22 protein-coding genes and 1 pseudogene are annotated in these 22,120 nt (G+C 68.1%); 14 read left to right on the top strand and 9 right to left on the bottom strand.

The window, feature by feature from the left end; all coding sequences use genetic code 11:
- Positions 1-47: 47 nt before the first annotated feature.
- From AC1DWC_RS21680 to AC1DWC_RS21670, 3 genes and pseudogenes are all read left to right on the top strand, one after another.
- On the top strand, positions 48-884 hold the full coding sequence (locus AC1DWC_RS21680; RefSeq protein WP_477911387.1) for an SGNH/GDSL hydrolase family protein: 837 nt from the start codon (positions 48-50) through the stop codon (positions 882-884).
- Positions 885-1,009: 125 nt separating this feature from the next.
- On the top strand, positions 1,010-2,542 hold the full coding sequence (locus AC1DWC_RS21675; protein ID WP_477911385.1) for an endoglycoceramidase I: 1,533 nt from the start codon (positions 1,010-1,012) through the stop codon (positions 2,540-2,542).
- A gap of 16 nt (positions 2,543-2,558) precedes the next feature.
- Positions 2,559-2,695 (top strand): annotated as a pseudogene (locus AC1DWC_RS21670) (acyl-CoA dehydrogenase); the annotation flags it as partial.
- A gap of 267 nt (positions 2,696-2,962) precedes the next feature.
- Here the strand turns inward: AC1DWC_RS21670 and AC1DWC_RS21665 are convergent.
- The 4 genes from AC1DWC_RS21665 to AC1DWC_RS21650 all read right to left on the bottom strand — a co-directional run bounded on the left by AC1DWC_RS21665 (position 2,963) and on the right by AC1DWC_RS21650 (position 6,705).
- Positions 2,963-3,565, bottom strand: a complete 603-nt coding sequence (locus tag AC1DWC_RS21665) for a TetR/AcrR family transcriptional regulator (RefSeq protein WP_477911383.1) — start codon at positions 3,563-3,565, stop codon at positions 2,963-2,965.
- A 205-nt stretch (positions 3,566-3,770) separates the two neighbouring features.
- Positions 3,771-5,147: a phosphotransferase gene (locus AC1DWC_RS21660; protein ID WP_477911381.1), complete on the bottom strand. Its 1,377-nt coding sequence runs from the start codon at positions 5,145-5,147 to the stop codon at positions 3,771-3,773.
- The gene (locus tag AC1DWC_RS21655; protein WP_477911379.1) at positions 5,138-6,322 is read right to left on the bottom strand and encodes an acyl-CoA dehydrogenase family protein; all 1,185 of its coding nucleotides are present in this window, start codon (positions 6,320-6,322) and stop codon (positions 5,138-5,140) included. Before AC1DWC_RS21655 ends, AC1DWC_RS21660 begins: the two co-directional genes overlap by 10 nt.
- Positions 6,319-6,705: a nuclear transport factor 2 family protein gene (locus AC1DWC_RS21650; protein WP_477911377.1), complete on the bottom strand. Its 387-nt coding sequence runs from the start codon at positions 6,703-6,705 to the stop codon at positions 6,319-6,321. The genes AC1DWC_RS21655 and AC1DWC_RS21650 overlap by 4 nt, the downstream gene beginning before the upstream one ends.
- A 272-nt stretch (positions 6,706-6,977) precedes the next feature.
- On the opposite strand from AC1DWC_RS21650, the gene AC1DWC_RS21645 reads away from it, so the two are divergent.
- The 3 genes from AC1DWC_RS21645 to AC1DWC_RS21635 are packed head-to-tail and all read left to right on the top strand — an operon-like array spanning position 6,978 to position 8,555.
- Complete coding sequence (locus tag AC1DWC_RS21645) at positions 6,978-7,544, top strand: VOC family protein (RefSeq protein ID WP_477911375.1); 567 nt, start codon at positions 6,978-6,980, stop codon at positions 7,542-7,544.
- A gap of 20 nt (positions 7,545-7,564) precedes the next feature.
- A complete protein-coding gene (locus tag AC1DWC_RS21640) occupies positions 7,565-8,203 on the top strand; it encodes a carboxymuconolactone decarboxylase family protein (RefSeq protein ID WP_477911373.1) in 639 nt (212 codons plus the stop codon).
- A 55-nt stretch (positions 8,204-8,258) separates the two neighbouring features.
- Positions 8,259-8,555: a putative quinol monooxygenase gene (locus AC1DWC_RS21635; RefSeq protein WP_477842392.1), complete on the top strand. Its 297-nt coding sequence runs from the start codon at positions 8,259-8,261 to the stop codon at positions 8,553-8,555.
- Between the two features lie 358 nt (positions 8,556-8,913).
- Here the strand turns inward: AC1DWC_RS21635 and AC1DWC_RS21630 are convergent, their stop codons facing one another.
- A complete protein-coding gene (locus tag AC1DWC_RS21630) occupies positions 8,914-10,281 on the bottom strand; it encodes a CaiB/BaiF CoA transferase family protein (protein WP_477911371.1) in 1,368 nt (455 codons plus the stop codon).
- On the opposite strand from AC1DWC_RS21630, the gene AC1DWC_RS21625 reads away from it, so the two are divergent.
- Entirely contained in the window at positions 10,260-11,033 is a 774-nt protein-coding gene (locus AC1DWC_RS21625) for a GntR family transcriptional regulator (protein ID WP_477911369.1), read from the top strand. The genes AC1DWC_RS21630 and AC1DWC_RS21625 overlap by 22 nt on opposite strands.
- On the opposite strand, the gene AC1DWC_RS21620 is transcribed toward AC1DWC_RS21625, so the two are convergent.
- Entirely contained in the window at positions 10,959-11,843 is an 885-nt protein-coding gene (locus AC1DWC_RS21620; RefSeq protein ID WP_477911367.1) for a hydroxymethylglutaryl-CoA lyase, read from the bottom strand. The two genes, AC1DWC_RS21625 and AC1DWC_RS21620, sit on opposite strands and share 75 nt — an antisense overlap.
- Before the next feature lie 574 nt (positions 11,844-12,417).
- Here AC1DWC_RS21620 and AC1DWC_RS21615 point away from each other — a divergent pair.
- The 3 genes from AC1DWC_RS21615 (at position 12,418) to AC1DWC_RS21605 (ending at position 16,243) form a co-directional block, all read left to right on the top strand.
- Complete coding sequence (locus AC1DWC_RS21615; protein ID WP_477911365.1) at positions 12,418-13,953, top strand: class I adenylate-forming enzyme family protein; 1,536 nt, start codon at positions 12,418-12,420, stop codon at positions 13,951-13,953.
- Between the two features lie 37 nt (positions 13,954-13,990).
- On the top strand, positions 13,991-14,929 hold the full coding sequence (locus AC1DWC_RS21610; RefSeq protein ID WP_477911363.1) for an SMP-30/gluconolactonase/LRE family protein: 939 nt from the start codon (positions 13,991-13,993) through the stop codon (positions 14,927-14,929).
- Positions 14,930-15,415: 486 nt separating this feature from the next.
- Positions 15,416-16,243, top strand: a complete 828-nt coding sequence (locus tag AC1DWC_RS21605) for a DUF1542 domain-containing protein (RefSeq protein WP_477911361.1) — start codon at positions 15,416-15,418, stop codon at positions 16,241-16,243.
- Between the two features lie 64 nt (positions 16,244-16,307).
- Here AC1DWC_RS21605 and AC1DWC_RS21600 read toward each other — a convergent pair whose 3' ends face one another.
- Positions 16,308-17,105, bottom strand: a complete 798-nt coding sequence (locus AC1DWC_RS21600; RefSeq protein WP_477911359.1) for an Fpg/Nei family DNA glycosylase — start codon at positions 17,103-17,105, stop codon at positions 16,308-16,310.
- Between the two features lie 9 nt (positions 17,106-17,114).
- Positions 17,115-17,588 (bottom strand): ribose-5-phosphate isomerase, encoded by a 474-nt coding sequence (locus AC1DWC_RS21595; RefSeq protein ID WP_072845014.1) that lies wholly within the window; start codon positions 17,586-17,588, stop codon positions 17,115-17,117.
- Positions 17,589-17,649: 61 nt separating this feature from the next.
- Between AC1DWC_RS21595 and AC1DWC_RS21590 the strand changes: the two genes are divergently transcribed.
- The 4 genes from AC1DWC_RS21590 (at position 17,650) to AC1DWC_RS21575 (ending at position 21,969) form a co-directional block, all read left to right on the top strand.
- The gene (locus AC1DWC_RS21590; RefSeq protein ID WP_477911357.1) at positions 17,650-18,723 is read left to right on the top strand and encodes a M48 family metallopeptidase; all 1,074 of its coding nucleotides are present in this window, start codon (positions 17,650-17,652) and stop codon (positions 18,721-18,723) included.
- Between the two features lie 170 nt (positions 18,724-18,893).
- Positions 18,894-19,532 carry a TetR/AcrR family transcriptional regulator gene (locus AC1DWC_RS21585; protein WP_477911355.1) on the top strand — a complete coding sequence of 213 codons (639 nt, stop codon included), beginning with the start codon at positions 18,894-18,896 and terminating at the stop codon, positions 19,530-19,532.
- Between the two features lie 188 nt (positions 19,533-19,720).
- On the top strand, positions 19,721-20,914 hold the full coding sequence (locus tag AC1DWC_RS21580; RefSeq protein WP_477911353.1) for an LLM class flavin-dependent oxidoreductase: 1,194 nt from the start codon (positions 19,721-19,723) through the stop codon (positions 20,912-20,914).
- A complete protein-coding gene (locus tag AC1DWC_RS21575) occupies positions 20,911-21,969 on the top strand; it encodes an alcohol dehydrogenase catalytic domain-containing protein (protein WP_477911351.1) in 1,059 nt (352 codons plus the stop codon). Before AC1DWC_RS21580 ends, AC1DWC_RS21575 begins: the two co-directional genes overlap by 4 nt.
- Before the next feature lie 13 nt (positions 21,970-21,982).
- Here AC1DWC_RS21575 and AC1DWC_RS21570 read toward each other — a convergent pair.
- Positions 21,983-22,120, bottom strand: a 138-nt coding sequence (locus tag AC1DWC_RS21570; RefSeq protein ID WP_477908196.1) for an integrase core domain-containing protein, incomplete at its 5' end; no start/stop codon positions are given.

The raw sequence follows: 22,120 nt of genomic DNA, 5'->3' as shown, positions 1-22,120 counted from the left end.
TGGGGTTGAAGGCTGGAGTCAGGCGGTTCGTCGCGACACTGGGAGCAATGGTCGCCGTCATTGGGGTCACGTCGGGCGGGTCCGCATCGGCATCCACACCGGCCGATCCCCAGCCAAGTCTCGAGTACGTCAATCTCGGCGACAGCTTCAGCGCCGGATCAGGCATCTTCCCGATCGCACCCAGCCAAGAGCCGAAATGCTTCCAGTCCGAGCAGAACTTCTCACACATCGTGGCCGCGCAGCTCGGCTACCAGCTCACCGACGTGAGCTGCGGCGGCGCCGATACGGACGCCTTCTACCGCGCCCAGCACGAGGGCATGCGACCGCAGCTCGAGGCGCTCACGCCGACAACCGAACTGGTCACCCTGATGATCGGCGGCAACAACAACGACACCTTCTCCGGCGCGATGGCCACCTGCATCCGCACAACGGCGACGCACCCCGGCGCGGTCGACCCCTGCAAGACGCAGTACGGGACCAGCCTGACCGATCCGATCGTCAACCAGACCTACCCCGCGCTGGTCACCGCGCTGCGCGACATCCATGCCAAGGCACCGCGCGCCCGTGTCGTCATCGTCGGCTACCCGTGGGTGCTACCCGCCAGCGGCGGTTGCTTTCCCCAGATGCCGGTTGCCGAGGGCGACGTCCGCTACCTGCGCGAGATGCAGGCCATGCTCAACGACGCCGTCAGGCGCGCGGCTGCGGAAACCGACTCGACCTTCGTCGACATGGCACAGGCGTCCGAGGGCCGCGACGCCTGCAAGCCGGTCGGTCAGCGACTGGTGGAGCCGCTGATCGGCTCCACACATCCGATTCCGGTTCACCCGAACGCCGACGGTGAGCGCGTACTCGCGGATCAGGTCATGGCGGCGATCGGGCAGTAGTCCGGCCCGGCCGACAGTTCGCCGACGCGCCCAGCTCCCTCGGGTCGGCGAACCAGGGCGCAAGGCGCCTTGCGCCCATCAGTTAAACAAGCGTCCAATTGTTTTTTGAATTCCAAAGGAATGTCATGCGCAGATTGCTCGCGACAAGCATCGCGGTGCTCGGAACACTGTTCGCATCCACGCCGGCGGTGGCCGGCGCCGACGAAGCACCGACGACACCGGTGAGCCAGGTCCGCGTCGAGGGCCGGTCCCTCGTCGACGGGCACGGGCGCACGCTCCTGCTGCACGGGTTCAACAACGTCGACAAGGAAGCGCCGTACGTCACCCCCGGGGACGGACTGACGCTCACCGCCGCCGACGCCGATCTGCTCGCCCGGCACGGGTTCAACACCGTTCGCCTTGGCGTGTCCTTCGACGGCCTGATGCCCGAGCGGGGCCGGATCGACCCTGAATACCTCGATCGGATCGCCGACACGGTCGACGTCCTCGGCACCCGCGGTATCTACGTCCTACTGGACAACCACCAGGACGGACTGAGCCCGGCCTGGGACGGAAACGGATTTCCGGAGTGGTCCATCAAGGCGCGACCCTTCCCCGGCGAACCGAACCCGGGATTCCCGATGAACTACCTGATGCCGAGCATGAACATCGGCTGGGACGAGGTCTGGTCCAACAAGAACGGGGTACTCGACCACCTCGGCAACGCGCTGGCGGCGCTGGCCACGAAGGTCGAGGGGAATCCGGCGGTGCTCGGCATCGAGCTGATGAACGAGCCCTGGCCGGGTTCGCCCTTCGTGACCTGCTTCCCGAACGGCTGCCCAGAGTTCGACGGGAAGTACCAGGCCGCGATGCAGAAGCTGACCGACCACGTCCGGAATGCGAGCGCCGCGGTTCCCGTCTTTTGGGAGCCCAACGTGACGTGGAATCAGTTGATGCCCAGCAACCTGGGCAATCCGCCCGCGACGCCGCCGATCGCCGATCCCAACGTCGCCCTCTCTGTGCACGACTACTGCATCCCCAGTCAGATGAGCATCTACAGCGGATTCCCGGAGGGCGTGAAGGTGTTGTGCCCGGCCCAGCACGACAGCACATGGGCCAGAACCGACTCCCTCATGCGCCGCACCAACCGACCGGCCCTGGTGACCGAGTTCGGCGACGTCGACCCGGACACGCTGGAAGCCACCACGTCTCGCGCCGACGAACGCTTCGTCGGCTGGCACTACTGGCAGTACACGTCGATCTTCGGCCCCCGCGGCGGCGCGGATCCGTTCCACGGGGAGGTCGGCGATCAGCTGGTGCGCACCTACCCGCAAGCCACCGCCGGCACCCCCGGCACTCTGAAGTTCAACCCGGAAGGCGGCGACTTCAAGTACTCGTACACCCCGCGGCCGTCGAGCAGGCCGACCGAGATCTACGTGTCCGACCGGCACTACCCCGCCGGCTACGTCACCGAGGTCACCGGCGGCCACACGACCTCCCCCGCGGGCGCCCGCACGGTCACCGTCGAGGCAGACGGCACGGGCCCGGTCACCGTCAAGATCCACCGGCCCGACTCGGACGGCAACAACCTGCCCGGCGCGGCCGGTTCCGCCGCGGACTCGGCAGGCAGCTCGGATCTGGCCGGCACCTCGGGCTCGGCAGGCAGCTCGGGTTCCTGACCGCCCCGGTTCCCCAGAGTTGGACTTCGAGGACGTGCGCGTGCCGGCCGAAACCTGCTCGGAACCGAGGGCCGGGGATGTCCTCACCTGATGGAGAACCTGCCGCTCGAGCGGATCTCCATCGCCGTAGCTGCAATCACCGCTGCCCGCAGTTGCTCGGCGGCTTCGGCTAGATGACGGAGTACCCGATCGGCCGAGGCATCGCCGCCGAGTTCCGATGATGCGAACTCCCCCGAACCCATACGACGGACAGCTCGGCAGGGAATGAGTTCGCCTGCTGAACAGACACGTTCACCGACACCGACGCCGCACACGAACCGAAGACGGCCGCCGACCGTCAAGTGCCCAGCGTCGCCTGACCACAACGATTCCGAGACGTGGACGGCGGTCGGCGGTCGGCGGTCGGTGGCGTCGGCTACCTCACGATGAAGGGCTGACCGAAGGATCGGTGTACCCGTGTGCGGACTCGGCATCGCCGAAGTCCAGACCGAGCGCACCGATACACATCTGATCCAGGGTGTCGAGCAGGCTCTCCTCGTCCGCCTCGTCACCCTGGACAAGCCACAGGTACAGGCTGTGGTCGACCATCGCGGCCATGGCACGAGCAGCCATCACCGGATCGAGGGACGATCGGACGTCGCCCTGCTCCTGCCAGCGAGCGATGGCACGGGCCGTCCGATCGATCAGCCCTCGACGATGCTCGTGGCGAAGTTCGCGAAATTCACTGTTGAACGTCGCGACCTGCTCGACGATGGCCATCAGCTTCGCGTTACGCCGGTACGCCTGGTAGTACGACCGGTTCGTCGCAGTCAGCCTGGCGGCCGGCGACAGGTCGGGGTCGAGAGGTTCACGGCGGTGCACATCGTCGAAAAGCCGGGTGCTCAACTCCTTGAACACATCTTCCTTCGACTCGAAGTACCGATAGAAGGTCCCGTAGGAGACGGACGCTTCGTGCGCTATCAGCTCAACGCGGGTGTCGAGAAACCCGACCTCCTCGAAGACCTTGCGCGCCGCATCGAGCAAGCTGTCCCGCGTCTTTCGGCCCCGCGCGGTCAGGGTGTCGACGGGCGGCGGCACGGAGGGCGTACTGGCAGATGACTTGCTCACTCTCCCGAGTGTCCAACAACATGACATGACTGTCAAGTCAAGTCATGTCGTGGGGCCCACGACGCACTCAACCCCTCCAGCGTAGAGACGTCTCGCGGGAGGGGTTGAGTTCGGTGTGGAATCAGTTTCGTGACGGCCGGAGCAGGTGACGGGGGTTCGCCACTCGCAGCCGGGCGAGCACCGCGGTCGAGATCGGCCGACGGACGGCGACGTCCGCGTAGGAGTGGGTGCCAGTGCGGATTCGATCGGCAAGATCGGCTTCGGAGGTGCAGTCGAGGGCCGCAAGCTGTTCCGCCAACTCGCCCGCGCAGTCTCCGGCGCTGAGCTCCCGTCGGGCTGTACCGAGCAGGTTGACGCAGATCCGCAGCAGGTACCGCTCCCGTTCGTGCGCACCGTCGAGCACGGGGGCGACATCATCGTTAAGAGTGCCGGTGACGAGGTCGAGGATCTCCGACAGGCTCGGACGGTCGTGCAGCGATGGCGCCGTCACGTCCGGGGGCGGCTCGACGTCGTCGAGCAGACCGAGGATCAGGAGCAGGTCGTACTCGGACTCACACACTCGCCGTCCGATCGCGGCCAGCTCGATCGAGTTCTCGGCGCCGCCGAGGTGCCGCTGAGACTGGAACTGACTCAGCACCAACCACCGCAGCGTGCCGTAGGCCTCCCACCAGTGCAGTTCGGCGTCCGACGGCCGGATGCCCGTGGCGCGTTCATAACCGTCGAGCAACTGTTGCCGGGTGCCGATCCCGGCGACCGGCGGCTGTGCGCCGAAACGCCACGCACGCACGCAGAGCCAGCCGAGGTCCTCGATCGGATCACCGAGGTGAGCAAGTTCCCAGTCCAGCACCCCGCGAATTCCGGCGCCGTCGACGAGCACATTGCCGAGCCGGAAGTCGCCGTGCACCAACGCGTCCGGACGCTTGGCGGGCCGGTTCTCCCGAAGCCATCGAAGTCCGACCTCGACAGCGGGACGGGGTTGGTCCAGGTCCCGGTACACGGCCTCGATCGCGTCCAACGGGTCGCCGGAGTCGAGCATCCCGAGAGTCCCGGTGTCGGCACTGTGAATCTGCCCCAGCGCGTAACCCATGTCGTCGGCGAGATGCTTGCGTACCTCGTCGAGTTCGGGGTCCCGCTGCAATTTACGCGGGATCGACTCACCGACAACCATGTCCATCACGAGGTACGGAGCATCGATGCCCGGCGCCATGTCCCCCGATGCGAGGACGGCGGGCACCGGAACCCCGACTGCCGAGGCGGCCCGCAGGCATGCGACCTCCGCCCGCATCCGGTCGGCGTCGCCGTGCCCGGGCGGGTCCCGGCGCAGCACAACCTCCTGCGATCGGCCGTCTGCGCCGCGAACCTCGACCGCCCATACCTGTCGGCTCGCCCCGCCGGTCAGCTGCCGGGGTTCCCCCACTGTCACCTCGGCGCCGAGGGTGTCGCTCAGCGCGACGCGGATTCCGTCACCGAGGCTGCCGGCAGTGTGAGTCACAGCCATGGTGCGGCACCGGGGTCGCGCAGCAGTCGGCGTGCGGTCGACATGCGGTGCACCTCGTCCGGCCCGTCGTAGATGCGCGCGTAGCGGGCCTGCCGGTACATCCGTTCGAGCGGGGTGTCAGCGGTCAGACCGAGCGCGCCGTGCACCTGGATGGCGCGATCGACGACATCGTGCAGCATCCGGGCACCCCAGAACTTCACCAGACCGATCCGAACCCGGGCGTCCTCGCCGGCATCCATCGCGCGGGCCGCATCGAGGGTCATCAGGCGGGCGGCGTGGATCTGCGCCGCGGATTCCGCGATGTACCGGTGGACCTCGCCCTTCTCGGCGAGCAGCGACCCGTGCACGTAGCGGGTGTTCGCGCGCTCGCACATCAGCTCGTACGCCCGCTGCGCCTGACCGAGCCAGCGCATGCAGTGGAAGATCCGACCGGGCCCGAGCCGGTCCTGGGCGACGACGAAGCCCTTGCCCCGCTCGCCGAGGAGGTTGGCGGCCGGCACTCGGACGTCGGTCAGACGGACCTCGTAGTGGTCGCTGGGGTCGTGCCCCATGGTCGGGATCGACCGGACGATCTCGAACCCGGGGGTGTCGGTCGGCACGATGATCGCGCTGATCCGGGAGTGCCGGGGGGTCGACTCGGGCTCGGTGCGAGCGAAGACCGAGCAGTAGCCGGCATCCGCCACGCCTGTGGTGAACCACTTGTGGCCGTTGATCACCCAGGTGTCGCCGTCGAGTTCCGCGCGGGTCTCGATCAGTGTGGGATCGGAGCCCGCCGTGTCGGGTTCGGTCAGACCCACCGACGGCAGGAACTCCCCCGCGAGAATCGGCGGGATCCACCGCTGCTTCTGCTCTTCGGTGCCGTGCTTGTGGAGCATCAGGGTGTCCTGCATGGACACCGAACCGACTGCGAGCTGGCCGAATTCGGACCGGCCGATGACCTCGTTGAGGTAGACGAAGTCCAGGAACGGAACTCCACCGCCACCGACGTCAGCCGGGTGCCCGAGTGCCCACAGGCCGAGTTCCTTCGCCCGGGAGCGCAGTTGCCCGAGAGTCTTGTGGGCGGCCTCGTCCTCCTTTGCGAGGACGGGTTCCGCCGGGATCACCTCGTCGTCGATGAACGCGCGCATCCGGGCGCACAGGTCGGCGATGTCGCCTTCGGGATGGTTCGCAGTCATGAGTGCCTCCTTGTGGCAGCGGCGGTATGCAGGGGTCGAGTGGCGGCCGAGTCGACGTACTCGTCGATGCGGGTGATCCGCCCGTCCTCGACGCGGACGAACAGGCTGGCCGGCACCTCCAGAGGGCCGTGCCCGGGGAGGGTGCCGCGCACGACGTGCTGTTGAACGAATCCGTCGGGCAGCACGTGGCGGCGGATGTCCTCGTAGCGGAAGTTCTCGAGGGTGCGGGAGAGCCAGCGCAGGACGCGGAGGTTGTCCGCGACCGTCTGCTCCTGGCCGTCGTCGTTGTGCCAGATGCGCGCGTCCGGCGAATACAGGTCGGTGAGTGTCGCTTCGTCGCCGCCGCAGACGGCGGCGAAGAAGCGATCTGCGAGGTCGTTCATGCGAAAGTGCTTCTCCTCACGGCAGTAACACGGGTGCAGCGCCCGGGCCGGCAACAAACGTGCCGAGACACGACCAGGCGTGGTCGACCGTCGCGACAGCGCGCAGGCCACGACCGGGACGGAGCTGACCCACACGGGCCCTCGCCCCCACCGACCGGGAACGCGGTGTTGACAGATGACTTGGCCATGGAGAAACTATTCCAAGAACATGACATGACTGTCAAGTCAGATTTCTCCCACTTCGCGCCACGCCGTTCCCAGAAAGGACCGCAATGAACGCCACCAATCCGAAGTTCGAATTCCGCGGAATCAATCACCTCGCACTCGTGTGCTCGGACATGCAGCGCACCATCGACTTCTACTCGGGAACCCTGGGTATGCCGCTCGTCAAGACACTGGATCTTCCCGGCAACCTCGGGCAGCACTTCTTCTTCGACTGCGGCGGCGGAGACACGCTGGCGTTCTTCTGGCTGGCGGACGCGCCGGACGCAGTTCCCGGAATCTCCGCCCCGGCGGGACTGCCCGACCGGGACGAGCTCGTCAGTGCGGTCGGCTCGATGAATCACGTCGCGTTCGCCGTCCCGCCGGAGAAGTTCGACGAGTACCGCAAGCGACTCAAGGCCGACGGCGTGCCGCTGAGCATCGTCCTCAACCACGACGACAGCCCGGAGGGCGCGTCGCGAGAGATCCATGCCGGCACCTTCGTCCGGTCGTTCTACTTCCAGGACCCCGACGGCGTCCTTCTCGAGTTCGCCTGCTGGACCCGCGAGTTCACCGAGGCCGACGTCGCACACGAGCCGAAGACGGCCGCCGACCGGCGCGTGCCCAGCGCCTCCTGACAACCCGAAAGGAACCCACCATGCCCCGACTTCGCGAGGTCCCCCGCGCCGAGGTGACCGACGAGAAGATCCTCTTCTTCTACGACCGGCTGTTCGGCCCCGACAAGGACCCCGCCGTCGACCACGGCACCATCCACGCCACCCCCGGCGACTGGTGGACGGTGTTTGCCCAGTCCCCGGACGTGTTCCGCCACGCCGTACGAGGATTCGCCCTCTACCGCAACGCCGACCTCGACCCCCTGCTGCGCGAACTCGGCCAGGCCCGCGCCGGCTACGCACGCGGCAGCCAGTTCGTCTTCTCCCAGCACTGCAAGCAGATGCGCTCCCTCGGCATGACCGAGGAGAAGATCGCCGCCCTCCCCTACTGGCAGATCAGCGACCAGTTCTCCGAACTCGAACGCGCCGTCCTGGCATACACCGACGGACTCGTCCACGACGGCGGCCGGGTCCCCGACGAGGTGTTCACCGTCCTCCAGGCGAGCCTGTCGGACAAGCAGATCATGGAACTGACGTACATCACCTGCATGTACGACATGCACGCCACGATCTGCCGAGCACTGCGACTCGAATTCGACGACCGCCCCGAGCCCATCGAGGAGGTCCGCATCCCCGAAGGCGTCGTGGTCGCCGACCTGTCCGCGGACCTGTCCGGGGAGTAACTTCCTCGCCTGCGGAAGTCAGACGACTCTTTCGACCCGCTACCTAGGAGTGAACATGGAACAGATTGCCGTCCTGGAACTGACGTTCAAGCCGGATTCCCTGGAGTCCGCACGCACCGTGATGACCCGGGTGCTCGAGGAGACCCGAGGATTCCCCGGCTGCCTGCGCGTCAATTCGGTCGTCGACAGCAAGAACCCCAGCACCTGGCGTTTCGTCGAGACCTGGGAATCGGCCGAGCACGAGGCCGAGTACCGCAAGTTCCGAGCCGGTGAGGGAGCCATCACCGATCTCGGTCCGCTCCTCGCCGGAGCACCGTCGCTCACGACGGGAACCGTCGACCCGCACCTGTGATCGAACAGCCCTGGCTGTACCGCTAGGGCTGGTTGCACGAAAGCACCGACGGGCAACAGTCGGTCGCCGAACAACGAAGGTCTCCTGTCCGACATCGTCGGGCAGGAGACCTTCGTCGTCCACCAACCTTTCGTGCACCGAACAGGCCCTCGGGCTCGAGGAGCAGGACGCTGAGGATCAGGACCAGCGCCACTGCCCGCTTGAAGTCGTGACCGATCCACGAGATGTACGTGCCTGCCAGGTTTTCCGCCACACCGAGGCCCCACACAATCGGTGTGGGGCCCACTTCGGCCGACGCCGCGCAAGCGGTCACGTACGTCCGCGAACGACGTCGGCAATACCGCAGCCGGACCGAATGTCAGCCGTTCTCCTGCATGGCGATACCGGACGCCTGCAGGTCGGTCCAGCGGCCGTCGTCGATGCCCGCCAGCGTGGCGAGAACTTCGCGGGTGTGCTCACCGAGACCCGGCCCGGGAACCGGTTCCGTCGGCTGAGATCGGGAGAACTTGGGCACGACGCCGGCGGCGGGAACTGCCACACCGAACTGGTTGACGAGGCGCACCACCATGTCCCGCGCGGCGTAGTGCGGGTCGGTGAGCATGTCCGGGGCCGTGTAGATCCGGCCGGCCGGAACGCCGCCGTCTTCCATGGTCTTCAGCAGCACATCGCCACTCATCGTCGACGTCCAGGCGCCGATGATGGCGTCGATCTCGGCCATGTTCTCTCCTCGCGGCCCGTGTTCGGCGAACCTCGGGTCATCGGCCAGTTCGGCCCGGCCCATGGCGGCGCAGAGCCTGCGGAAGACAGTGTCGGCGTTGGCGGCGATGATCACCTCGGCTCCGTCGGACGTGGGATACACGTTCGACGGCGCAACTCGGGGCAGTACGGATCCGGTGCGCCCGCGAGTGACTCCGGCGATTTCATGGTCGGCCATCGTCGATTCCATCAGCGCAGCCACCGCCTCGTAGATCGCGACGTCCACCTCCTGCCCCCGGTCACTGACCGACCGCTCGTGGACCGCCGCGAGGGTCCCGATGACGGCGAACAGTGCCGCCAGGGAGTCCCCGAGGCTGATGCCGACGCGGGTGGGGGGCAGTTCGGGATTGCCCGTCGTATGCCGGATGCCACCCATCGCCTCGCCGACGCTGCCGAAACCGGCATCCGTCGAGCGCGGCCCGTTCTGACCGAACCCCGAGACGTGGACGAGGATGATGCGGGGGTTGATCGCCGAGAGGGACGCATAGTCCAGTCCCCACTTCGCAAGCGTGCCGGGCCTGAAGTTCTCGAGGACGATGTCGGCCTCGGCAACCAGTTTGCGAACCAACTCCCGACCGTCGGGCTGCCGCAGGTCGATTGCAACCGACTTCTTGTTCCGCGCGATGGAGGGCCACCACAGGCTTTCGCCGTCGACCGTGACACCCCACCGCCGCATCGAGTCACCGGATCCGGGCGCCTCGACCTTGAGCACCTCGGCTCCGTAGTCACCCAGCAGCTGACCCGCAAAGGGGCCGGCGATGAAGCTTCCCAATTCGAGCACGCGCAGACCGCTCAGCGGACCAGTTGATGTCGTCATGAGTCGATTGTACACAATTGGTCCCCAATTGAACTGCATGTGCTCGAAATTGACATGTTCTGCATACAAAGATGGACGGCTGGCCGGGATAGGCTTGCCGCGAATCGATTCCCACACAACGAAGAGGCACCGTGGCAACCACACCGCAGGCACCGGGTCAGGCCGCCTACTCGCAGATCCGCCAGGCAATCGTCGAAGGTCGCTACCGGCCCGGTCAGCGCCTGATCGAACAGCGGATTGCCGAGCAGTTCTCACTGTCGCGCACGCCCGTGCGTGAGGCGCTCCGCCGACTCGAGGCGGAGGGTCTCGTGCTCAGCGAGCCCAACCGGGGAGCCATCGTCCGAACCCTGTCGACGGCAGATGTGTCGGACTTGTACGGGCTTCGTGCCCGACTCGAGGCCTATGCCGCCGAGCTGGCGGCCGAGCGCATCGATCTCGCGACACGGGAGGTGCTCGACGCGGGGATCGAGGCTTTCGCCCTGGCCCTGACCGCGCCGCAGGTGGACCCGGTCGACCGGGTTCGGGCCGTGGACACCGCGAACAGCCAGATCCACCGAGCGATCACGGCCGGCGCCAAGCACGAGCGCCTGAGCCGCCTGCTCGAACGCACCACCGACGTCCCGCTGGTCTTCCAGGCATTCCGCCAGTACGACCGCGCCCAAACCGAGCGGTCACACCTGTTCCACCAGCTCATCCGCGACGCGATCGTCGCCGGCGACGGACGCCGGGCATCCGCCCTGATGCACGAGCACGTCCTCCAGGGCCGCGACGTGCTTCTCGCCCACCTCGCAGCAACCAGCAGCGACGAGGTGGACGAGTTGTTCGGCGTGTCAGCCCGGGAAGCCGCCGGCACGAGCGAGCTGGCCGGGAACCGTCGCACCGAGCACCCCGCCGAGCCAGTCTGACGCTTCGATCAGTTCGGGCAGCCGCGCGCCCGAGGCGATGCCACTGCGGTCGAGGAGATAGACCAGATCCTCGGTCGCGATGTTCCCGGTGGCGTCCGGAGCGAAGGGGCATCCGCCGATCCCACCGATCGAGGAGTCCAGCACCGCCACCCCCGCGTCGATGGCCGCAACCGCGTTCGCATAGCCGGTGTTGCGAGTGTTGTGGAAGTGGGCGCGCAACCGGATTCCGGGCGCGGCCGCGGCGGTCCCCGCGACCAACCGGGCAACCTGGGCGGGCACCCCGACCCCGATCGTGTCGGCCAGTGAAATCTCGTCCACCCCGAGATCGGCCATCTGCCCGGCCAGGGCGAGGACCGCGGACTCGGCAACCTCCCCCTCGAACGGACAACCGAATGCGGTGGCGATGGTGACGGACACCCCGACGCCGGCAGCGCGGGCGTCGTCGACGAGATCACGCACGGTCTGCACCGAGTCCGCGACCGACATGCGCTGGTTGCGCAGACTGAAGGTCTCGGACGCCACGACGACGAAGTTCACCTCGTTCACGCCCGCCGCCACTGCGCGATCGAAGCCGCGCCGATTGAGCACGAGGCCGCTGTAGGAGACGTCGGGGCGCCGCGGCACCCCGGCCATGACTGCCTCCGCATCGGCCATCTGCGGCACCGCCGCAGGGTGCACGAAGCTCGTTGCCTCGATGCGACGCAGACCCGATGCGATGGCGTGCTCGATCAGCGCGATCTTGTCAGCAGTCGAAACGTGCACCGCCTCGTTCTGCAGCCCGTCGCGGGGGCTCACCTCGACGATCTCCACGGCGTATCCCCTTCCGTCACAACTCCGCTCGGCAACTACACGCCGACCTACGCCACTATTGTATACAAACTAGACACCCGGCCAAGGGGTCGCGTACCGCGGTCCGGCGGGAACACCGACCGCCGCGGGCGGCATCACGGTCCGCGACAAGGCAGGCACTGCTTGCGTGGCAGCCCGTAACGCGGAGCCTTGCGCCGCCGCCGACGCCGCGCAGCGGATGGACAACCCGAGCGCCGACGAGAGCCCGCACGGACTCCGGCCAGGTACTCAACATCCCTAGTGATGCAACATTATTGCGTTTCACACGACGAGCGCCTCGGCGGCCGGCACCAGCGCATGCCGCGCCGCCCCGGCCGCGGTTCTACCAGCGCCCATCCCCCGCCCGGCGGATCGCCGTACACCGCGCGACGCCGACTGCCCCGACGGCCGGCCGCCCATCCAAGATCCCTACACGCTTTCCCCCATCGACCCGGGCGATTCGCCTGTTTCGAAGAAAGTACTTGTGACCTGTCGCACTTTCACGCTAGATTGTGTGCAATCCAAGCCACACGGCCTCGTTCTGACTGGAGCCCACATGCTTTACAGCGACCTTCTGCGGCGGAACGCCGCTCGCTACCCCCGTCGGACCGCGCTCGCAATGGACGACGGATCCGACGCTCGGACCTACGCCGAGCTCTACCAGCGCGCCCTGCGACTGGCCAACGGCTTGAGTGGCCTCGCGGCCCCCGGTGACCGCGTGGCACTGCTGTCCGAGAACAACCTCGAGTACGTCGAGGCCTACTACGGGGTCCCGACTGCCGGGATGGTTCTGACGCTGCTCAACTACCGGCTGCACCCCAAGGAGTGGGTCTGGATCCTCAACGACTCGGGGGCCCGCGTGCTGATGGTGGAGTCGAAGTACCTCGAGATGATCGCCGACTGTCGCTCCGAACTCACGAGCGTCGAGCACATCATCGTGATCGGCGAGGGGGCCGCGGGCTTCACTGCTTACGAGAACGTCCTGCAGTCCGCGTCGACGGTTGCCCCACGGCTGGCGATCAGCGACGACGACGATGCCTGGCTCCTCTACACCAGCGGAACCACGGGCAAGCCCAAGGGCGCCCGGCTGAGCCATCGCAACCTCAACACCGCACTGATCCAGTCCGCGATCGAGTACGACCCGAAGCCGGACACCTGCTTCCTCAACGCCATGCCCCTCTGCCACATCGCCGGATACCTGACCCCGCTGCACCAGTTCCATGGCGGCTCGGTGCTGATGATGTCGGGCTGGGACCCCGAGCGGTGGATGCAGTTGGTACAGGACAACCGCGTGACCAGCGGCGGCTTCGCCCCGACCATGATGCAGATGCTGCTCGCGCACCCGAAGATCAACGACTACGACCTCAGCAGCCTGGAGTGGATGGGCTACGGGGCGTCGAAGATCCCCGCCGATGTTCTGCGCCAGACTCTCGATCGATTCGGTCCGGTCGTCTACGCGGGCATGGGGATGACAGAGCTTGGCGGCAACATGCTCACGCTCGACAAGGCTGCGCACGTCCGGGCGGCTCAAGGCGAGGAACACCTGCTCGACGCCGTCGGCAAGCCGATGTCCCTGGTCGATGTCCGCGTCGTCGATCCGCTCGGCGACGACTGTGCTCGCGGCGAGGTAGGCGAGATCGTCGTCCAGGGCGACCAGGTGACCAAGGGATACCTCGGCAACCCCACGGCGAACGACGAGGCCTTCGAGGGCGGCTGGTTCCACACCGGCGACCTGGCGCGCCAGGACGAGGAGGGCTACCTCTACATCGTCGATCGCGCCAAGGACATGATCATCACCGGCGGTGAGAACGTGTACTCCAGCGAGGTCGAGAACGCGATCTACACCAACCCCGACGTTCTCGGGGCAGCCGTCATCGGAACGCCCGACGAAAAGTGGGGTGAGCTCGTCACCGCCGTCGTCGTCCGCAAACCCGGCACCGAGCTGACCGCGGACGGGGTTGTCAGCAGCTGCAAGTCGCAACTCGCCGCCTTCAAACAGCCCCGCAAGGTCATCTTCATCGACGAGATGCCCCAAACCGTCAGCGGCAAGATCCGCAAGAACGTCCTACGCGATCAGTTCACCACCAACTGACGTCACCTCCCGCAACACACGAACCGAGGAGAACCCGATGGCTTTCACCGTAGTAACCACCGGACTGAAGTTCCCTGAAGGACCCGTAGCACTGCCCAACGGCGACGTGTTGGTCGTCGAGATCCACCGGGGCACGCTCACCCGGGTTACCCCCGAGGGCACCACCACGGTGGTCGCAGAAGTCGGCGGCGGACCCAACGGCACCGCGATCGGCCCCGACGGTCGCGCGTACATCACCAACTGCGGCGGAATGAACGCCACCGAGGCCTACGGCTACGTCTTCGCCGGCGGCACCCCGGAGGACTACGCCGGGGGCAGCATCCAGGCCGTCGACCTCGAGACCGGCGAGGTCGAGACGCTCTACACCGAGTGCGACGGCACCCCGCTCCGCGGACCCAACGACATCGTCTTCGACGCGCACGGCGGCTTCTACTTCACGGACCACGGCAAGAGCAACGACCGGGGTAGCGATCATGGCCACGTCTACTACGGCACCAGCGACGGCTCGTCCATCCGCCGCATCACATCGGAAATGAACGGCCCCAACGGAATCGGCCTCTCCCCCGACGGCACCCGCCTCTACGTCAGCGAGACCTACACCGCACGCGTCTGGTGGTGGGAGGTCACCGGACCGGGCGAGATCGCCGGTGGCCTCACTCTCGCCGGCTCCGGCGGCGGCAACTTCCTCTATGCGTCGCCCGACTTCCGCTACTTCGACTCGCTCGGCGTCGAGGCCAACGGCAACATCTGCGTCGCATCGCTGGCCACGCCCGGCATCAGTGTGATCAGCCCGGACGGCCAACTGGTCGAGTTCGTCAGCATCGACACCGACGGCGACCCCGGCATCACGAACATCTGCTGGGGCGGACCGGACATGCGAACGGCGCACGTCACCGCGTCGAGCACCGGCAAGGTGCTCCGATTCGACTGGCCCCGAGCCGGTCTGGTTCTCCACAACCAGGCAGCTCTGGTCTGACGACCGCGTCGTCGGGAGACCATCGATCGGTTCGACTGGGCGTTGCACACGGCGACAAGCCATGTGCAACGCCCAGCGCTGTATCTGGCGCCTGTCCTGCTGTGACAGGCCTGCCGAGTATGTCCAGCTGCCGCCGCTACCGGGTCACACGCCACCTCGGTGTCGAGTGCTGCACCCGCGGCGTCGCGATCACCCCTGAGCAGTTGGACTCCTGCACCGTGAGCGAGTTCTGGTCTGCGGGCGTGCCCGGACTGGGCATGGAAGCGGCGTCCTGGATCCACGAGAAGGAGATCGCCGCGCGGGCCGTCGACAACGTGGCGGTCGAGGTGGATCCGCAGCAGGATCCCGATTCACCGGTCTGCCCACTACAGGAGAACCGGTACGAGTTCTTCCTCACCGCGTCCCCGCTCAACGTGACCGGCGGAGCAGGGTCCGATTCGCCGGTAGGCTGGGCGCTGTCCGGATTTCTCCTTCGGGAAGGCTCCAGTGGAACTCCTTCTGATCGTCGCCATCATCGCCGTCGTCGTATTTCTGGTCATGCGGAGCCAGAAGCGTTCGGCCGGCCACGCCGCCAACCAGCTCGAGGACGCGATGGCCGACGCACGCCAGGCCATCGAGCGGCTCGCCGGACAGGTGTACATCCTGACCGGCACCGACACCGCCTCCAAGCAGGCCCTGGCAGACGCCTCCGAGCGGAACATCGCCGCGGGCTCGCAGATCGACCAGGCCACCACCCCGGCGCAGGCCCGACTCGCCAAGCAGACCGCGCTCGAGGGGCTCTACTACATTCGCGCCGCCCGCACGGCCATGGGCATGGACCCCGGCCCCGAGGTGCCCAGCATCGACGGCCAGCGCGCCGCCGGCCAGGTCACCGAGGACCGCGAGGTCGACTTCGAGGGGCGACGGGTTGCCGCGTCACCGAACCCGTCGCAGCGCACCCCGAACTACTACCCCGGCGGCCGGGTCGCGGGCCGTCCGGTGCCCGCCGGCTGGTACTCCGAGCCGTGGTGGAAGCCGGCACTGGTGGCGGGAGCATGGGGCGTCGGCTCGATGCTGCTGTTCTCGACCATGTTCAGCGGCATGGCGGGCGTGCCCTACGACGCCCAGCAGTTCGAGGACGGCGCGGGCGCCGAGGGCGACGCCGGTGCCGACGCGGGCGCGGACGGCGGCGACGGCGGTGCTGACGGGGGCGGCGACGACTTCGGCGGCGGTGACAACTACGCCGGCGGCGAGGACTTCGGTGGCGGCGGGTTCGACGGCGGTGGCTTCGACGGCGGGGGCTTCGACGGCGGGGGCGACTTCGGCGGCTTCTAGTTCCGCCCACGCATCTTCGGCAGGATTCCGCCCGGATCCCGGGCGGAATCCTGCCGAAGTTCGTTCAGGCCGGCTGACAGGTGGGGCACCAGAACAGGTTGCGCGCCTTCATGACCGAGCCGGTGACCGGCGTCCCGCAGACCCGGCACGCCGACCCCGTCCGGCGGTAGACGTACGTGCGGGGACGGTTCCTGGCGTAGGCCGGGTCGCCGTTGTCGTGCTCGGGCCGCACCACGTGCATGACGCCCTCCCGCACACCGACGTTCATCAGCGTGACCAGGTCGGCCCACAGCGCGGTCCACTGCTGCTCGGACACCTCGACGCCGGGCCGGTTCGGATTGATCTCGTGGCGGAACAGGACCTCGGCCCGGTAGACGTTCCCCACCCCGGCAAGCACCGCCTGGTCCATCAGCAGTGCGCCGATCGCGGTCCGCGACTTGGAGATTCGGCGCCAGGCGCGGTCCGGGTCGGCGTCGACGCGCAACGGGTCGGGTCCCAGCCGGCGCTCGAGCGCGTGCAACTGTTCCTCGTCGTAGATCTCGCACGCGGTGGGCCCGCGCAGGTCGGTCCCGATCGCGGCCCCGACAATCCGCATGCGTACCTGCCCCACCGGTGCGCCCATCGGCAGCGGCAGGTCGGTGAACTTGCCGTACAGGCCGAGGTGCACGTGGACGATGCGGCCGCCCTCGTAGTGGTGCAGCAGGTGTTTCCCCCACGCCTCCGCGCGGACCAGCACCCGGCGGTCGACGAGGGCGGCCCCTGCCTCGAACCGGCCCTGCGGGCTGGAGACGCGGACGGGAGCACCCGCGAAGTCTCGCTGGTGCTCCCGTGCCAGGCGGTGGAGGGTGTGTCCCTCAGGCATGCTGCGAGCTCACGCCTCCGGCAGCGCCGGCGGCACGCCGGTGCGCTCGTACTCGGACAGGATGTCGATGCGACGCTGGTGCCGCTCCTCCCCCGACCACGGGGTCGCGAGGAAGGCGTCGACGATGGCCAGCGCCTCCTCCAGGGAGTGCATGCGGCCGCCGATGCCGATCAGCTGCGCCTTGTTGTGCTGGCGGGCCAGCTGCGCCGTCTCCACGCTCCAGGCCAGGGCGCAACGGGCGCCGGGCACCTTGTTCGCGGCGATCTGCTCGCCGTTGCCGCTGCCGCCGAGGACGATGCCCAGGCTGCCCTCGTCCTCGACCACCCGGCGGGCGGCCTCGACGCAGAAGGCGGGGTAGTCGTCGACCGCGTCGTACACGTGGGCGCCGCAGTCGACTGCCTCGTGTCCGTTGGCGGTGAGATGGTCGATGATCTGGTTCTTGAGTTCGAAGCCAGCATGGTCGGCACCCAGGTATACGCGCATGACCCAATTCTGACAGGTCGCGGCGACGTCACCGGAACCGACCACACATAGGGTCACCGTCATGGAGCAGATCCCGCCCCTGGCCCCGCATCCCGTCCAGCCTGGACACACCCAACCGACCTACGGCCCGCCGCCGATGCTGCCGCCGCGCGGACTCTCGCCCTGGGGCATGCCCGCGCGGCACCGGTTCGAGAACGCGCTGCTGGTCCTCGCGATCACCGTCACCGCGCTCGCCTACCTGGTCTCGATCGCGCTGCTCGTCAGCGGGCGGCTGGACACCTGGATCGGAATCCTTCTGCTGGCACCGCTTCTGGTCTACCTGGCCCGCGGACGGATGTACGCCGCGCAGCGGGTGAACGGCGTGAAGATGAGCCCCACCCAGTTCCCCGACGGGTACCGGATGGTCGCCGACGCGGCGGCCCGGTTCGGCATGTCGCGGGTGCCGGACGGCTACGTGGTCCTCGGCAACGGGCAGATCAACGCGTTCGCGTCCGGGCACGGGTTCCGGCGGTACGTGGTGGTCTACAGCGACCTGTTCGAGGTCGGCGGCCAGGCCCGCGATCCCGACGCCCTCGCGTTCATCGTCGGCCACGAGGTGGGGCACATCGCGGCCGGGCACACGTCGTACTGGCGTCAGCTCGGCATGTTCGGCGCCAACTACGTCCCGGTGATCGGCTCGTCGCTCTCGCGGGCACAGGAGTACACCGCCGACAACCACGGGCTCTGCAACCGGCCCACCGGGGCGGTCGGGGCCATCGGGGTGCTGGGCGCGGGCAAGTACCTGATGGGGCTGGTGAGCTTCCACGAGATGGCCGAGTTGACGGGTCCGCGGACCCGTCAACCGCGCACGAGCCGGACTCGGGCAGGAGTCGCTAGGAGCGGACCACCCGCTCGCAGTGGGCGCGCACCCGCCGGTTCTCTCCGTCCACCCAGCCCTTGGACTCGGCGTAGTCGATCATCGACACGAACCGCGGCAGCCAGTCGGTCACCCGGTCGGGGTGCGCCCGTACCGCGCGTTCGAGCTCGGCGATCTCGAGCCAGACATGACCGCCGTCGACGATGCCCCACCCGCCGAGCACCGAGGCCATCCGATCGGTGTCGGGATCCCCGGACACCGTCACCGCGAGCCGCGTGAACTCGTCGACACCGGTCAGTGTCACCGCCGCGACGTCCGAATCCAGGTCCACCTCGAGCTGCATGGCACGCACTCCTCCGACATCGGTGTCACTAACTGGATCAGCCGATCCAATTAGTGCCATTGGAAGCCATCGCCGGGCCGCAGTCAAGATGTGAAATGCTCGGCGCATGTCCACCGCCTCCGGGAACCGACAGGGCACCGCCACCCGCCTGCGTCTGATCAAGACGGCCGAACGACTCTTCGCCACCCAGGGCGTCGACGCCGTGTCGGTGCGTGCGGTCAACGCCGCCGCCGGACTGGGCACCGCGTCGGTGCACTACCACTTCGGCACCAAGGAGGACCTGCTCGCGGCGGTGCTCGTCGATCTCGGCGGCGCGGTGCACGACCAGATCACGGCGAACGTCGCGGAACTGGCCGCGGGGCCTCGGCCGGCCGACGCCGACGCGCTGGTCCGCGCGGTCACCGGGCCGTACCTGGAACTCCTTCTGCGCCAACGCACCCGGGGCATGCGCTGGGTCAAGATCATCGCGCAGATCTCGCCGGAAGGTCACCCGACGCTGGAGGCGGCTGGACGGGAGCTGCAGGTCGCACTGCTCGGCGAGGTCCGCCGGACCTACCCGGAGGCCGACCCGGCCCGACTGGAACGGCGCTGGGCGATCTCGGTGACCAGCTTCCTGCAGTCCCTGAGCCGCGCCGACGAATGGCGCCGCGACGGCGGCCGCCTGTCCCCCGACGAGCTCGCCACGTTCCACGAGGACCTGGTCGTCTTCGTGGTCGGCGGACTCGAACGGCTGCTCGGCAGCTGAACCCGACCCCACCCACACCCGGCCCCTGACCGCCGACACATTCGGATCATCTGATCCAGAAATCCCGGTGCCCACTGAGCGGGATATTTTTGGATCATCTGATCCAATTCGGTGATAGGAATCGACCGAGCGCATGTGATGCCGCTCACGTCACGACCTTCGCCGTGTCACCAGTCGCCCGTCAGGAGATGACGCTCGTGTGGACCAGAGATTCCCTCGAATTCGGCGCGTTCCTCGCGCCCTACCACCCACTCAACGCCGACCCCGCGCTGCAACTGCGCCGGGACATCGACCTCATGGAACACCTCGACCACCTCGGCTTCGCCGAGGCGTGGATGGGTGAGCACCACTCGACCGGGGCCGAGATCGTCCCGGCGCCCGACATGTTCATCGCCGCCGCGGCCGAACGCACCCAGCGGATCCGGTTCGGCACCGGCGTCACCTCGCTGCCGTACCACCATCCGCTCGTCACCGCGGACCGCATCACCCAACTGGACCTGCAGACCCGCGGGCGCCTGATCTTCGGGACCGGCCCGGGCAAGATCCCGCTCGACGCGCACATGATGGGCATCGACCCGTCCGACCAGCGCCGCATGCAGGGCGAGGCGCTCGAGGCGATCCTGCCGCTGCTGCGCGGGGAGGTGGTGAGCATGGAGACCGACTGGTTCACGCTGCGCGACGCGCGCGCCCAACTGCCCACCTACGACCCGGCCGGCATCGAGATCGCGACCGCCTCGACCATCTCCCCCAACGGCTCGGTGCTCGCGGGCACCCACGGCCTGTCGCTGCTCTCGCTCGCGGCGAGCTCGCCGACCGGTTTCGAGGCACTCGGCCGCAACTGGGACATCTACGAGCAGGTCTCGGCCGAACACGGCCACGTCGCGGACCGCTCCACCTGGCGCGTGGTCAACCCGATGTTCCTCGCCGAGACCCGCGCGGACGCCGAACGCGCCGTCGGCCGCCGGATCGGCTCGATGGCCGCCTACGTCAATCGGCAGACCGGGCAGAACCCGGAGTGGGCGCAGACCCCCAAGGGGATCGTCGACCAGTGGCGGGGCGACACCCTCGGCGAGTTCGGGCAGGCGATCATCGGCACCCCGGACGACGCCATCGCGCAGATCGAGCGGCTGATCGAGCAGACCGGCGGGTTCGGCACCCTGCTCGTCCTGCACGTGGACATGGCGAGCTGGGAGGACACCAAGCGCAGCTACGAGCTGTTCGCCTCCGAGGTGGTCCCGCACTTCAAGAACCGAAACGCCGGCCGTGAAGCCAGCCTGCAGTACGCGGCCGACAACCGCGACTACCTGATCGGCGGACTGATCGGCGCAATCACCAAGGCGCACACCGACTACTACGGCCAGCCCGCGGGAGCACAGGCATGAGGGCGGCGCAGTTCGCCGACGGCGCGTTCACGGTCACCGAGGTCCCGGGCCCGCCTGCCGTCGGCCCCGGTCAGGTCCGGATCGACGTCGTCGCCTGCGGCATCTGCGGCAGCGACCTGAGCATGTCCAAGGACCCCTGCCGGTTCGTCCACGTCGCGGAGAACGCGGGCTACCCGCTGGCCACCTTCGACACCGACCGCCCCGTCGTGCTCGGTCACGAGTACGCGGGCACCGTCGCCGAGATCGGCTCGGCCGTCACCGAGTTCGCCGTCGGTGACCGGGTCGCCGGCATCGGGCTCGCGACCGACACCGCCACCGGGATCCCGAAGATCATCGGCTACTCCAACGAGTACCACGGCGCCTTCGGCGAGCACATCGTCGTCGACGCCTTCTGGGTCCGCCGGGTCCCCGAGGGACTCTCGCTCGAGCACGCCACCCTCGCCGAGCCGCTGCACGTCGGCGAGATGCACATGCAGCAGTCCGGTCTCACCGCCGCGGACTCGGCGCTGGTGATCGGCTGCGGCGCCATCGGGCTCGGCGCCGTCGTGGCCGCCAAGGCCCGCGGGGCGCTGGTGATCGCGTCCGAGCCGTCACCGAAACGTCGCGAGCTGGCCGCGAAGATGGGCGCCGACATCGTCGTCGACCCGAACGAGCAGGACCCGATCGAGCTGTGGAACCGGATGGTCGCCGAGGGCAACACCCTCGTCGGGCAGGCGGGCGCGGGCATCCTGATCGCCTACGAGTGCAGCGGCCGCGCCGGGGTCCTGGGCACCCTGATGCACACGCTGCCGTTCAACTCGCGGATCCAGGTGCTGGCGGCGCCGTTCGGGGACGAGACGATCATCCCCGTGGTCGGGCAGTTCCGCCGGATCGCGATCAACTTCGGCCACGGCCCGTACGAGGACGCCTACGACATCACGCTGCGGCGACTGGCCGACGGCGAGATCGACGCGGACGCGATCATCACGGGGCGGGTGGGGCTGGATGGGGTCGCGGACGCGTTCACCGCGCTGCGCAGCCCCGACGAGCACGTCAAGATCCTGGTCCTGCCCTAGGTGTACCCGGCCATCAGGTTGGTGCCAGACGGCTGACCGGCGGGAGTCCGCCGAGTGCGCTGTGGCGGCGTCGAGTGTTGTAGTGCTCAAGCCAGGGCGCAAGTGCGGCGGTCCGCTCGGCGTTGGTGATGAAGACCTGCCGGTACGCCCA

The sequence above is a fragment of the Rhodococcus sp. P4_C10 genome, from assembly GCF_056402135.1.
This window is presented reverse-complemented; position numbering and strand designations above follow the sequence as displayed.

What these genes read in the sequence shown, in the direction of transcription:
- AC1DWC_RS21600 (WP_477911359.1), bottom strand. Translation starts at nt 17,105, where the DNA reads ATGCCTGAGGGACACACCCTCCACCGCCTGGCACGGGAGCACCAGCGA.
- AC1DWC_RS21610 (WP_477911363.1), top strand. Translation starts at nt 13,991, where the DNA reads ATGGCTTTCACCGTAGTAACCACCGGACTGAAGTTCCCTGAAGGACCC.
- AC1DWC_RS21655 (WP_477911379.1), bottom strand. Translation starts at nt 6,322, where the DNA reads ATGACTGCGAACCATCCCGAAGGCGACATCGCCGACCTGTGCGCCCGG.
- AC1DWC_RS21635 (WP_477842392.1), top strand. Translation starts at nt 8,259, where the DNA reads ATGGAACAGATTGCCGTCCTGGAACTGACGTTCAAGCCGGATTCCCTG.
- AC1DWC_RS21590 (WP_477911357.1), top strand. Translation starts at nt 17,650, where the DNA reads ATGGAGCAGATCCCGCCCCTGGCCCCGCATCCCGTCCAGCCTGGACAC.
- AC1DWC_RS21575 (WP_477911351.1), top strand. Translation starts at nt 20,911, where the DNA reads ATGAGGGCGGCGCAGTTCGCCGACGGCGCGTTCACGGTCACCGAGGTC.
- AC1DWC_RS21585 (WP_477911355.1), top strand. Translation starts at nt 18,894, where the DNA reads ATGTCCACCGCCTCCGGGAACCGACAGGGCACCGCCACCCGCCTGCGT.
- AC1DWC_RS21675 (WP_477911385.1), top strand. Translation starts at nt 1,010, where the DNA reads ATGCGCAGATTGCTCGCGACAAGCATCGCGGTGCTCGGAACACTGTTC.
- AC1DWC_RS21660 (WP_477911381.1), bottom strand. Translation starts at nt 5,147, where the DNA reads ATGGCTGTGACTCACACTGCCGGCAGCCTCGGTGACGGAATCCGCGTC.
- AC1DWC_RS21615 (WP_477911365.1), top strand. Translation starts at nt 12,418, where the DNA reads ATGCTTTACAGCGACCTTCTGCGGCGGAACGCCGCTCGCTACCCCCGT.
- AC1DWC_RS21640 (WP_477911373.1), top strand. Translation starts at nt 7,565, where the DNA reads ATGCCCCGACTTCGCGAGGTCCCCCGCGCCGAGGTGACCGACGAGAAG.
- AC1DWC_RS21580 (WP_477911353.1), top strand. Translation starts at nt 19,721, where the DNA reads ATGACGCTCGTGTGGACCAGAGATTCCCTCGAATTCGGCGCGTTCCTC.
- AC1DWC_RS21650 (WP_477911377.1), bottom strand. Translation starts at nt 6,705, where the DNA reads ATGAACGACCTCGCAGATCGCTTCTTCGCCGCCGTCTGCGGCGGCGAC.
- AC1DWC_RS21595 (WP_072845014.1), bottom strand. Translation starts at nt 17,588, where the DNA reads ATGCGCGTATACCTGGGTGCCGACCATGCTGGCTTCGAACTCAAGAAC.
- AC1DWC_RS21680 (WP_477911387.1), top strand. Translation starts at nt 48, where the DNA reads ATGGTCGCCGTCATTGGGGTCACGTCGGGCGGGTCCGCATCGGCATCC.
- AC1DWC_RS21645 (WP_477911375.1), top strand. Translation starts at nt 6,978, where the DNA reads ATGAACGCCACCAATCCGAAGTTCGAATTCCGCGGAATCAATCACCTC.